Origin of the sequence: Micrococcus sp. HMSC067E09 (genome assembly GCF_001812555.1) — a bacterium.
In the GTDB taxonomy this organism is placed as follows: domain Bacteria; phylum Actinomycetota; class Actinomycetes; order Actinomycetales; family Micrococcaceae; genus Micrococcus; species Micrococcus lylae.
The window spans coordinates 1-11,393 of the sequence record NZ_KV809420.1; the positions used below are offsets into that span (position 1 = coordinate 1).

7 protein-coding genes and 2 tRNA genes are annotated in these 11,393 nt (G+C 72.3%); 4 read left to right on the forward strand and 5 right to left on the reverse strand.

The features are described from left to right. A partial coding sequence (locus HMPREF2863_RS03080) for a PRC-barrel domain-containing protein (RefSeq protein WP_141756348.1) occupies window positions 1-418 on the reverse strand: 418 nt, incomplete at its 3' end. A gap of 329 nt (window positions 419-747) precedes the next feature. Here HMPREF2863_RS03080 and HMPREF2863_RS03085 point away from each other — a divergent pair. Further along, window positions 748-2,715 carry an FAD/NAD(P)-binding protein gene (locus HMPREF2863_RS03085; RefSeq protein ID WP_083315185.1) on the forward strand — a complete coding sequence of 656 codons (1,968 nt, stop codon included), beginning with the start codon at window positions 748-750 and terminating at the stop codon, window positions 2,713-2,715. A 167-nt stretch (window positions 2,716-2,882) separates the two neighbouring features. Here HMPREF2863_RS03085 and HMPREF2863_RS03090 read toward each other — a convergent pair whose 3' ends face one another. The 3 genes from HMPREF2863_RS03090 to HMPREF2863_RS03100 all read right to left on the reverse strand — a co-directional run bounded on the left by HMPREF2863_RS03090 (window position 2,883) and on the right by HMPREF2863_RS03100 (window position 8,565). Further along, a complete protein-coding gene (locus HMPREF2863_RS03090; protein ID WP_246828809.1) occupies window positions 2,883-5,570 on the reverse strand; it encodes an ExeM/NucH family extracellular endonuclease in 2,688 nt (895 codons plus the stop codon). Between the two features lie 184 nt (window positions 5,571-5,754). After that, complete coding sequence (locus HMPREF2863_RS03095) at window positions 5,755-8,136, reverse strand: bifunctional metallophosphatase/5'-nucleotidase (protein WP_070637836.1); 2,382 nt, start codon at window positions 8,134-8,136, stop codon at window positions 5,755-5,757. A 338-nt stretch (window positions 8,137-8,474) separates the two neighbouring features. Continuing rightward, window positions 8,475-8,565, reverse strand: a tRNA-Ser gene (locus HMPREF2863_RS03100). Window positions 8,566-8,769: 204 nt separating this feature from the next. On the opposite strand from HMPREF2863_RS03100, the gene HMPREF2863_RS03105 reads away from it, so the two are divergent. Further along, window positions 8,770-9,840, forward strand: a complete 1,071-nt coding sequence (locus HMPREF2863_RS03105) for an NAD(P)H-quinone oxidoreductase (RefSeq protein WP_083315189.1) — start codon at window positions 8,770-8,772, stop codon at window positions 9,838-9,840. Then, window positions 9,837-10,289 (forward strand): hypothetical protein, encoded by a 453-nt coding sequence (locus tag HMPREF2863_RS03110; protein WP_067191362.1) that lies wholly within the window; start codon window positions 9,837-9,839, stop codon window positions 10,287-10,289. Before HMPREF2863_RS03105 ends, HMPREF2863_RS03110 begins: the two co-directional genes overlap by 4 nt. A gap of 129 nt (window positions 10,290-10,418) precedes the next feature. Here the strand turns inward: HMPREF2863_RS03110 and HMPREF2863_RS03115 are convergent. Further along, window positions 10,419-10,492: transfer RNA gene (locus tag HMPREF2863_RS03115), tRNA-Thr, on the reverse strand. 150 nt (window positions 10,493-10,642) lie between these two features. Here HMPREF2863_RS03115 and HMPREF2863_RS03120 point away from each other — a divergent pair. Next, on the forward strand, window positions 10,643-11,383 hold the full coding sequence (locus HMPREF2863_RS03120) for an HAD-IA family hydrolase (protein ID WP_070637838.1): 741 nt from the start codon (window positions 10,643-10,645) through the stop codon (window positions 11,381-11,383). Window positions 11,384-11,393: the final 10 nt, after the last annotated feature.

Consider the following 11,393-nt stretch of genomic DNA (forward strand, 5'->3'; position numbering starts at 1 on the left):
CGGCGCCTGCGGCACCCGCGGCGCCTGCGGTCCGGTCGTCACGGAGTCCGTCGTTCTCGGCGCGGACGTCGTCGTGACCGTCGGCGTTGACGTCGCCGTGGCCGCCCTCGTAGTCCATGGAGTAGTACTCGTAGATGCGGCGCTCCTCCTCGGGGGTGAGAGTGCCGTCCGCGTCCACGTTCGGGGCGTCCTTCACGAAGTCCTTCTCGAACGGCACCGAGATGCCGCCCTCCGCGGTCTGGGCCTTGTCCAGCGGCACGAAGGTCTCCTTCGTGCCGAACAGGCCGGTCTTCACGGTGATGAAGGTGGGCTCCTCGGTGTGGTCGTCCAGGTAGACCTGGCCGACCGAGCCGATCTTGTCGCCGGAGGTCGAGTAGACGTCGGCGTTCTGCAGCTGCTCCAGCATGGTGCGGTCCATGGTGTGCTCCTGTTCGTCGTAGGTGTCCGGGCGGCTTCTCCGCCCTGGTGATCCCGACCATTCCGAGCGTCGAGCACGCACGCAACCCCCGGCACCCCGTCCGCGCAGATTCCCAGGCAGCATGCAGGGAGTGCATTGCCCGGCACAGACTCGACACCCGGTGAGGTGCCGCACGGTGCGGCCCGGAACGGTGGGTGCTGCACCGGCACCGTGCGGGGCACGGGATCTCGGCGGGCAGGGGAGGGGCGCTCCGCCGGCCAGGCCGACCCGTGAACGCCCTGAGTACCCTGGACGTCTGGAAGCCCTGCGCCCCGACTCCGAGGAGAACCGTGCCCCTGTCTGCTGACGCCACCGCACCCCTGCGCTTCGTCCTGGTCGGAGGCGGCCCCCGCGGAGTCATGGTCATGGAGCGGCTTCTCGCCCAGCTCGAGTCCCGGGATCCGGCCGCACCGTACCGGCCTCTGGAGCTGCACGTGGTGGACCCCTATCCGGTGGGTCCGGGCCGCGTCTGGCGGACGGACCAGTCCGAGCTGTACCTGATGAACACCCCGTCCTTCTTCCCCACGGCCGCCGCCGCGGACAACCCCGGCCTGCGCCCCTCCACTGCCGCCCAGTCCTTCGACCAGTGGCGCCGCGTGAACCCGGAGGCCGCCCTGGGGGTTCAGCGCAACCAGTACCCGGCGCGCGTGGTCTACGGCCGCTACCTCACCGAGCTGTGGTCCCACATCTCAGGGGCCCTCCGGAGCCGGCCGGAGGTCGCCTCCCTCACCGAGCACCGTGCGGAGGCCACTTCTCTGCGCCACCGTCCCGAGGGTGGCGTGGTCCTCACCCTCGAGCCGAGCGACGGCTCCGGCGTGAAGACACTGGAGGCCGACGCCGCCGTCCTGGCCCTGGGCCACCAGCGGGCCCGCCTCACCGCCCACCAGACCCGCCTGGCCGAGGCCGCCTCCCAGCACTCGGGCCTGCACTACCAGGGCCCGCAGATCCCCTCGGACGTGGACTGGCGCACCATCGAGGCCGGCGCGGACGTCCTGATCCGCGGCATGGGCCTGAACGCCTTCGACATCCTGGCCCAGCTCACCCAGGGCCGCGGCGGCACGTTCCATCGCACCGGCGAGCAGCCGGGCCGTGCGCTGCGCTACGAGCCCTCGGGCCGCGAGCCGGTGATGCACCTGATGTCCCGCCGCGGCATCCCGTACCTGCCGAAGGCCGAGGTGACCTCCTTCGTGCCCCACGGCGTCACCCTGTCCTACCTCTCGGACGCGGCCGTGCAGGCCCTTCTGGACCGCCACGGCGTGCTGGACCTGGACGAGCACGTCTGGCCGCTGCTGCACCGGGACGTGGTGCGCAACTACTACGCCACCATGGTCCGCACGCAGCCGGACATCCTCGGAGGACCCGTCGCCGCCCGTCGCTTCCTCGGAGAGCTCGTCGCCCTGTTGGACGATGCCGGACGCGGCGCCCCCGTCACCGCCCGCCACGCGGAGGAACTGCTCCAGCGGTACGCGCCGGACCGCCGTTTCCTGGACATCGTGGCCTACGCAGACCCCTACCGGGACGACGTCTTCGACACCCCGCAGGACTACCACGAGCAGGTCGTCTCGCTCCTGGAACAGGCCTGCGTGGAGGCCACACTCGGTGAGGACTCCCCGTTCATGATGGCCGTGGGCGCGCTGCATGCCGGTCGTCTGCGCATGAAGCAGTGGATCGCCGAGGGCAAGGTCACGGACTCCTCGCGCCTGAAGGACGTGCAGGCCTGGTTCGAGCCGCTCGTGGAGGGCCTGTCCTCCGGGCCGCCGCGCTGGCGCGTGGAGCAGATGCTCGCCCTGCACCGGGCGGGCCTGCTGGACTGGATCGGCCCTGTGCCGTCGGTGGAGGTGGACGATGCCGGCTTCCGTGCCCGCAGCCCGAAGGTCGGCGACGAGCATGGGCAGGGTCCGGCCTCCGTGTCCGGCACCTGGCTGGTGGAGGCGATGATGCCGCCGAACCGCGTGCAGGCCGGTTCCTCCCGGCTCATGCGGCAGCTGTTGGAGGAGGGTGTTGCCGCGGTCGGCACCCTGGAGGACGCTGAGGGCGCCCTGCAGCCGGCCGCCGGGTTCGACGTCACCTCCCGCCCGCACCGTCTCAAGGCCGCGGACGGGAGCGTGGACGAGGACGTCTTCGTCCTGGGGCTTCAGCTTGCCGGAGTCCAGTGGGGCACCGCGATCGCCGCCGAGGCCGGGCAGGACCCTGCCGGACGCGCCATGAGCCTGGGCGATGCAGAGGCGATCGCCGCCGCCCTGCTCGCCCGAGCCTGACCCAGGCCGCCGCCCGGCGGCACCCGACGACGGACCCCACCGGACGCTTCCGCCTCGCCCGGGTCCGTTTCGGCCAGGACACGACGACGGTCCCGTCACCGTGCGAAAGGTGACGAGACCGTCGTCGTGCGTCAGGAGTCAGGGTGCCTCAGGCGCCCCAGGCGGGATCAGCGCTCCCGGCCCTTGCCCTTGCCCGGCTTCCCGGGGTGGCCGCCCTTGCCGGGCTTGCCGGGCTTCTCATCCGGGCGGCACTTCTTCCACTCGTGCGGGTTGCCTCCGTCGCGCGGGTGCACGCACTCACGCGGGTCGACCGGGTCCTCCTCCTCGAGACCCGGCAGGGCCATGCCGACGAGGATCGGGTTGTGGTCCGAGGAGCGCCACTGGTCCGCGCGGTACAGGTCCTCCGCCGTGTAGTTGTGCCGGGAGTACTCGAAGGCCACGGACTCGTTGGCGTTGATCATCCAGATGTCCTGGCCGGTCACCGTCGCGTCGGCGGCCGGGGAGGCGAACACGTGGTCCAGGGAGCCGACGGCGCCGCCGTAGGTGTAGGAGTACTCGCCGGTCTTGGCGCCCTGGGAGATGTAGCCGGCCTCTTCGATCACCCGGATCGGGTCCTCCATCTCGTAGGCGTTGAAGTCGCCGAGCAGCAGGACACGGTCGGTGCCGGCCTGCTCCTTCATCCGGTCGGCGAAGTCCACGAGGGCCTCGGCCATGCGGACGCGGTCGCCGTTGTAGGCGCCCTGGCCGTCGCCGGTGTCCACGTTGTCGTCCGCGGCGCCGGAGCCGCCCTTGGACTTGAAGTGGTTGGTGATGGCCACGAAGTCGGTGCCCTCCATGCCCTTCGCGGTGCCGTCGGCACGGCGGAACTGCTGGGCGAGCGGTTCGCGGGCGTTGTCGAAGTTCACCTGGTCGTCCAGGATCACGGACTCGCCCACCGGGGTGACCTCGTCCGGCTGGTAGATGAATCCGGAGCGGATCACGTCCTCGGTGGCCAGGGCAGGCCGCTCGGCGGGGGAGGCCACGTAGGCCCACTTCTTTTCGCCGGCGGCGGCGTTCAGGCCGTCCACGAGGTCGGCGAGGGAGTGGTCGCGGTCCAGGCCGAACTGGGCGGAGTTCTCGATCTCCTCGAGTGCGATCACCGAGGTGTCCATGCCGTTGATCGCCTCCACGATCTTGGCCTTCTGGCGCTCGAACGACTCGGCGGTGTAGGCGCCGCGGGGGTCGCAGTAGTTCGTGGTGATCGGGTTGCCGTCACGGTCCGTGTAGGCCTTGCAGTCCGGGAACTGCTCGCCGAGGGTCGTGAAGTAGTTCAGGACGTTGAACGAGCCGACCGTGACGTCGCCGCCGAGGTCTTCGCGCTGCGCTTCGGCCGGCCGGGTGTCCTCGATGGAGACCGGCTGCACGGTGGCGGCCGTGTCGTCGTTGAGGTGGCCCAGCGGCTGGAAGGTCCAGGCGTCGTGGCGGTAGTCCAGGATCACGCCGGTGGTGAAGTCCACGGCGGATCCCACGCGGGCCGGGGAGTCCACGTCCACGTACGGCAGGGTGTTCTGGTTGCCGGGGGAGCGCATGAAGTTGGTGGTCGCGCCGTCGTCCAGCACGATCGCCTTCTCCGCGTTGTCCGCCATGACAGCCTGGGCATCGGCACCGGGCAGGGCGACGGAGGTCGGGTTCGGCAGCGGGGAGGTGCCGGGGGCCAGCGTGAGGGAGCCGTACTGGTTCACGGAGTAGTTGTCCGTGATCGTCCAGTCGCCCTGCGGGGCCAGGAGCATGCCCTCGTGGGCCTCCTTCTCCGCGGCGGTGAGCGGGAAGTCGAGCTCGAGCGGCTCCACGGAGCCCGGCTCGTCCAGCTGCTCCACGCCGCCGGCGGGGACGGAGATCTGGGTGAGGCCGTAGAACTCGCCGGCGGTGCCGGTGACGCGGACGTGGTCACCGATCGTGACCTCGCCCATGGTGTCCCGGGAGTACACGAAGACGCCGTCCGAGGCGTCCTCGGTGGAGCCGGCCTCGCCGCCGGTACCGGCTGTCTGCAGGTAGTAGCCGTTGAGGCCGCCGGTGGAGTACACGGCGGTGACCACGCCGGTGGTGGTGACCAGCTGCTCGTCGTAGGGCGTGCGGTCTCCGGTGCCCTGGATCTGGGCGATGGTCAGCGGGATCGCCTCCTCCGGGTCCGGGTCCGGGTCCGGAGCGGGGTCGACCCCCTCGCCGGAGGACGGCATCGGGGTGACGTCGCCGGTGAGGGTGAAGTCGGCGGAGTTGTCGTCTGTGTCCAGGCCGTCGGTGCGGGTCATGGACTTCGGGTCCGAGTTGGCGGACGGCGAGGAGGCGGCAGTGGTCTCGAAGGTGTTCGACGTCCCGTAGCCGAGCAGGTCGACGACGGCCGGGTCGTCACCGGTGACGACCGAGCCGGTGGCCAGGGCCGGCAGCCGCTCGGCCTGGTTCGACAGGACCAGGGTGCCGGAGACCCCGGCCGGGTTGAGGCCGCCGGCCACGAGGTCCGGCGTGGGCAGCTCAGCGCCGTTGGAGCCGTTCGAGCCGCCCTGCACGAGGAAGGTGCCCTTGGCCGGGACGGTGCCGGAGAGGGCCACCGAACCGTTCGGGGCGCCGGTGCCGGTGGCGGAGCGGTACTGAAGGGACCAGCCGTCGAGGCTGATCGGGGCGTCGGTCGGGTTGTAGAGCTCGACGAACTTGTGGGTGAACACCGCGTTCGCGGAGCCGCCGTTCGTGTAGGCCTCGTTGATCACGAGGGTGTCGCCGGCCGGGGAGGCCTGGGCCGGAAGGGCGACGGCGGGGGAGAGCAGCGCGAGCGCGGCGGCGGCGCCGGCGGTGCGCACGAGGACATGACGGGGCATGTGCATGGGGAGGTTCCTTCGATCGGCGGTGCGGCGCGGGAGAGAAGGGATGCGCCGGTCACCGGGTGCGTGGGAGAGGTGCCGCAGCAGGGGAGGGGGCGACGGCGGCGGGTCGGGGATGGACCCGCCGCCGTCGTGCCCTGCCGGCCGCGCGAAGCGGCCGGCAGGGCGGGCTCAGTCGGTCAGGGGATCAGCGGGCGGCGGTGAAGCGGCGGCGCACCATGAGCAGCGCGGCGGCGCCGAGGGCGCCGAGGCCGGCGAGGGACCAGGTGGCCTCGCCGCCGGTCTGCACCTTGGACGGCTTGGTGTGCTCGCCCTCGTCCGCGCCGTGGCCCTTGCCCGGCTCCTCGCCCTGGCCCGGGTGCTCCGGGTCGGCCGGGTCCGCGCCCTCGCCCGGCTGCTCCGGGTCGGCCGGAGTGCCCGGCTCGCCCGGCTCCTGGCCTTCGCCCGGGTGCTCCGGGTCGGCCGGGGTGCCGGGCTCGCCCGGCTCCTCGCCCTCGCCCGGCTGCTCGCCCTCAGCCGCGGTGACTTCGAGGGCGTGGCGGACCTCGGTGACGGTGCCGTTCGCGTAGGTCACAGACATGACGAGCTCACCTGCGCCGGCGGTGTCCGGGGCGGTGATGCCCGTCAGGGCTGCGGTGTCGCCCGAGGCGTCCGCGTCCACGGTGCCGAGCTCGATCGGCTCACCGCCGGTCGGCTGGAAGGAGACGTCCACGGAGGTGGCGGTCGGGGCGCCGTCGGAGTCGATCATCAGATCGGCCAGGGTCAGCGAGATCTCCTCGCCGGCAGCCACAGTGGCCGGGGCGTCGGTCACCGACACGCCCTTCTTGGCGTAGTCCGGGCGCACGGCGCCGTCCTCTGCGGCCTGGGCCTCGGCGTACTCCTGCAGTGCAGCGGCGTCCACGAGGCCGATGTTGTGGAAGTTCTCACGGCCCTCGGCGAAGGCGGTGTAGCCGTCGGGCGCCTGGGACGGGTCGCCGGCGGCGACCCACGAGTCGTCGGCCAGGAAGGACAGGGTGGCGACGGTGTACATCTGGTCGTCGTCCAGGGCGACGCCGTCGATCCACACACCGGTGACCTTCTCGCCCTGCGGGCGGGACTCGTCGTAGGTCCAGGTGAGGTTCTCGGACCAGCCGAGGTTGAACATCTTCTCGTCGTCGCGCCAGTTCTCCTCGAGGGCCTTGCGGATGGAGGAGCCCGGGATGTCGAAGTAGACGAGGGTGTTGCCGAACGGGGCGACGTCCAGGATCTCGCCGAGGGTCAGCTTGCCCACCAGGTCGGACGGCTTCGGGCCGAAGTCGCCGGAGTTGGTGAACATGTCCTCGATGATCTCGGAGCGCAGGCCACCCGGGTTGGTCACGCCGAGGTCGACCTCCGGGCCGGCGGCGGCCACGGCGGACTTCAGGCCGTCGGCCACCCAGTTGCCCAGGGTGGTCTCGGCGGTGCGGGAGCCGCCGGCGCGCCAGGTGCCTCCGGAGGCGAGGACGTCGGCGTAGTCGGTGGTCAGGGAGCCGTCCAGGTCGGCGATGACGGTGGACTGCTTCTCCTCGAAGACGGCCACGGCGTCCTGCTCGATGGCGTAGACCTCGGCGGTCACCGGGGACTCGGCGGCGGCCTCGGCGGGGTCCTGGGTGGAGCGCTCGATGAGCTGCTGCGTCACGTCGGTCACCGAGTCGGTGGCCGGGTCGTAGGTGAGCTCGACGGCGGCCAGGTGAGAGCCGGAGGAGCCGGTCTGCATGACCGGGCGGCGGACGCCGTCCACGTCGGTCTCATAGCTGTACAGCTGGTGCGAGTGGCCGTTGAAGACCATGTCCACGTTCGCGGAGGTCTCCTGGACCATGGAGCGGAACTTGGCGCTGCTGGCCATCTCGTCCGCCAGGGAGCCGGAGCCGTTGGCGCCGTCGTGGTAGGAGGCCACGATCACGTCGGCGGCGTCGTTCGCGGCCAGCTCGTCGGCCACGCTGTTGACGGCCTGGACGAGGTCGAGGACCTCCATGCCCTTGAGCCCCGCGGCGGTGGTGGTGGAGTACAGGTCGTTCGGCACGGCGCCGATCACGGCCACGCGCACGCCGTTGACGTCGAACACCTGGTGGGAGGTGAGCACGGGCTCCTTGGTCTGCGGATCCACGAAGTTGGCGGCGATCACCGGGAACTGGGCGCGCTCGGCCACGCGGCCGGTCAGGTCGTCCAGGCCCTTGTCGAACTCGTGGTTGCCGGCGGTGAGGACGTCCAGGCCGAGGGCGTTCATCACGTCGATGGTCGGCAGGTCCTGCTGCACGTTGGACACGGAGGCGGAGGCGCCGATCAGGTCGCCGGCGCTGGTGAGCAGAGTGGAGTCGGCACCGTGCTGGGCCTCGAAGGCACGGCGGTAGTCCTCGACCGTGTCGGCGAACTGGGTGCCGGAGAACTCCGGGGACAGGGCGCCGTGGAAGTCGTTGAAGGACAGGATGGAGATCGTCTTCGAGTCCTCGGAGGTCTCGACGGCCAGGGCCGGGACGGCGCTGGCCGGAGCCAGGACGAGGGTCGCGCAGGCGGCGGTGGCCACGGCGCGGCGGCGGAAGAAGTAGGACACGGGTGCTCTCCTCATGCCCGGGCGGCGGGGTGCTCCGGGCCTCGTGCGGGTGCGGGCGTGCGGCACGGGGCGGGCCCGGCCGTGGAATCGATCCGACCACGGTCAGTTGTCATCCAGGTGAACACCATGCAGGGCGCACATGTCCGATGAGTTGTGATCGGCGCCCGTCCGGCATGTGATCGCACCCACCATAGCCCTCGGGTGGGAGGGCCGGACGTCCGAGGAGCCGGGGCGGGACACGTTGCGCAGGGGAAGGGACGAGGGGACGACGACGGGCCGTCGCCTGGGGGAAGACCGCTGGGATCCGCCGAGGTGACGGCCCGTCGTCGTGGGAGTGCTGGCGGATGGTGAGGGATTCGAACCCTCGGTACGGGGTCACCGCACACCGGTTTTCAAGACCGGCTCCTTCGGCCGCTCGGACAACCATCCCCGCGCGGGCACCGGGGACGCCCGGCACTGCGCCCGCACCACTCTACCCAGGCGGGAGGGGCGGGGCTGCCCGCCTTGAGGGGCCCGACGGGCCCGGGGGAAGATGGAGGCCGCCTCGTGCGTCCGCACGTGGCAGCCCCGAGCACGCAGGAGGACCGACGCATGACGGCACTCACCGACCCCGGCACGGACGTCCCGGCCACGATGCGCGCCGTCCGCTGCGACGGCGCCGGAGGCACGGAGGTGCTCCGGGTCGTGGATGAAGCCGTGCCGGAGCCCGGCCCCGGCGAGGTCCTCGTGCGTGTGGCCGCCGCCGGTGTGAACCGCGCGGACGTGATGCAGCGGCAGGGCCACTACCCGCCGCCGAAGGGTGAGTCCGAGGTGCTCGGGCTCGAGGCCTCCGGTGTGGTGGCCGCCTTCGGCCCGGGGGCGGAGGAGCAGACCTCCCTGCGGGCGGGAGACCGTGTGTGCGCGCTGCTGGCCGGCGGCGGCGCGGCCGAGTATGTGGCCGTGCCCGTGGGCCAGCTGATGGCGGTGCCCGAGGGCATGTCCCTCACGGATGCCGCGGCGTTCCCCGAGGTCGCCTGCACCGTGTGGACCAACCTGTCCGAGCGCGGTGCCGTCTGCGCCGGGGACGTGGTGCTGGTGCACGGCGCCTCCGGCGGCATCGGCTCCTTCGCCGTGCAGTACCTCACGGCGATCGGGGCGCGGGTGTTCGCCACAGCCGGCGGCCCGGACAAGTGTGCGCGCGCCGTGGGCCTCGGCGCCGAGGCGGCCTTCGATCACCGCGCCGCCGCCGAGGCAGGCGAGCCCGGCGGCTTCGCCGACTGGCTGCGCGAGCACACAGACGGCCACGGCGCCGACGTCGTCCTGGACGTGGTGGGCGCCCCGTACCTGGCCCCGAACGTGGACGCGCTCGCCCAGGACGGTCGCATCGTGGTGATCGCGGTGCAGGGCGGACTCAAGGCGGAGTCCTTCAACATCATGAAGCTCGTGGCCAAGCGGGGCTGGCTCACCGGCTCCACCCTCCGCGCACGCAGCCGCACGGAGAAGGCCCATGTGGTGGCCGGCGCCGCGAAGGCCGCCCTTCCGCTGGTGGCCGATGGCCGGGTGCGCCTGTCCGTCGAGGCCGTCTTCCCGCTGGAGGACGTGGTGGCCGCGCACGAGCACTTCGAGCGGGACGACCGCGCCGGTCGCGTGGTTCTGGTGGTGGACCCGGCGCTCGCCGGCGGTCAGGACGGGGCCGCCGACGTGGACGGACAGGCCACGACATGAGGCGCGGACCCTTCGCCCGCATGCGTCAGGCCCGCGCGGACGAGCGCGAGCTCGGTACCGGACTCTGGCGGCGGGACCATGACCGTTTCGTGCGTGCCCTGGACCGCTGCTGGCAGGTCCTCCAGGAGGCCGAGGCGCGCAGCGAGCTCGACGCGGACGAGCTGAACGGCGTCGTCCACGCGGCCAACGTCCTCTCCGACGCCCTGCCGGAGGTGCGTGCCCTGTGCGTGCGCATGCAGGCCGCCTGCCCTGCCACGGAGGACCACCGCATCCCCCCGGCCGCGGCAGAGACGCATCGGGAGCTCTCCCGTGCCGCCCACGAGCTGGCCGCCACGGCACAGGCCGTCGCCATGTTCCGGCTGCGCCAGACCGGCTCGGACTCCGTCGGCCGGCATGCAGAGCGCACCCTGGACCACGTGCGCCGGGCGCAGGAGGCAGCGCCGGCCTGAAGCCCCAGGACCAGCCCAGGCGGCTCCGGGTGCGGCGGCGCAGTCCTCGAGGCTGCGGCGAGAGGACCCCGGACAGGCGACGAGGCCCCGTCTCCGATGCGATCGGTGACGGGGCCTCGTTCTGCGCCGAGCCCCCTGCCGGATTCGAACCGGCGACCTGCTCTTTACGAGGGAGCTGCTCTGGCCAGCTGAGCTAAGGAGGCACGTGGCCGCACGGCCACGGCTGACCATGTTACCCGGCGCGGGCACGGCACGGCAAAAGGTCGCGGTGTCGCCGTCCCGTGACCGAGCCCTCCGCCGCCGTTCACCCGGCGGCCACGGAGGCGTCAGACGGGGAGGCTGGACTGGTTCGCATGACCACGCAGCCGCTGCCTCCGCGTCGGGCCCACGCCGAGCCCCGCCCGCTGTCCGTGCCCCTGCGCCTGGCCGTGGTGGACATGTCCGGGACGTCGATCGTGGACACCGGCCTGCAGGACACCGCCTTCGCCGAGGCCCTGGACGCCCACGGGGTGGGGGAGGGGCACCCGGAACGGACCTTCCACCTGGCGGCCTTTCACCGCCGGCGGCGCAGTTCCCGGACGGACGTCTTCGCCTCGATCTTCGGGGACCGGGCGACGGCGCGCTCCGCCGTCCGCACCTTCGAGGAGCGGCTCGACGCCCTGATCGCGGAGCATGGGGCGCGCCCCCAGCCCGGTGCGGTCGAGGCCCTGGAGCGCCTGCGAGAGCAGGGCATGGCGCTGTGCCTGGCCACCGGGTTCGCCCGGCACACGCAGAACACGCTGCTCGAGTCGCTGGACTGGATGGGATTGGCAGACCTGAGCCTGTCCCCGGACGACGTCGGCAGGGGAGTCCCCTACCCGGACATGGTGCTCACGGCGCTGCTGGCCCTGGACCTGGAGGACGTGCGGTCCGTGCTCACTGTGGGTGACACGGACGCGGACGTGCAGGCCGGTCGTCGTGCGGGCGCGGGCCTGGTGGTGGGCGTGCTCAGCGGAGAGGACGACGGGGACGCGCTCGCCGCGGCCGGGGCGGACGCGGTGCTTCCGCTGCTCGCCGACGTCCCGGAGCTGACTGAGCGTCTCGCACGAGCCTGAGGCGGCCGGG

Coding starts and splice junctions, on each gene's coding strand:
- HMPREF2863_RS03090 (WP_246828809.1), bottom strand. CDS start 5,570: ATGCACATGCCCCGTCATGTCCTCGTGCGCACCGCCGGCGCCGCCGCC.
- HMPREF2863_RS03105 (WP_083315189.1), top strand. CDS start 8,770: ATGCGCGCCGTCCGCTGCGACGGCGCCGGAGGCACGGAGGTGCTCCGG.
- HMPREF2863_RS03110 (WP_067191362.1), top strand. CDS start 9,837: ATGAGGCGCGGACCCTTCGCCCGCATGCGTCAGGCCCGCGCGGACGAG.
- HMPREF2863_RS03120 (WP_070637838.1), top strand. CDS start 10,643: ATGACCACGCAGCCGCTGCCTCCGCGTCGGGCCCACGCCGAGCCCCGC.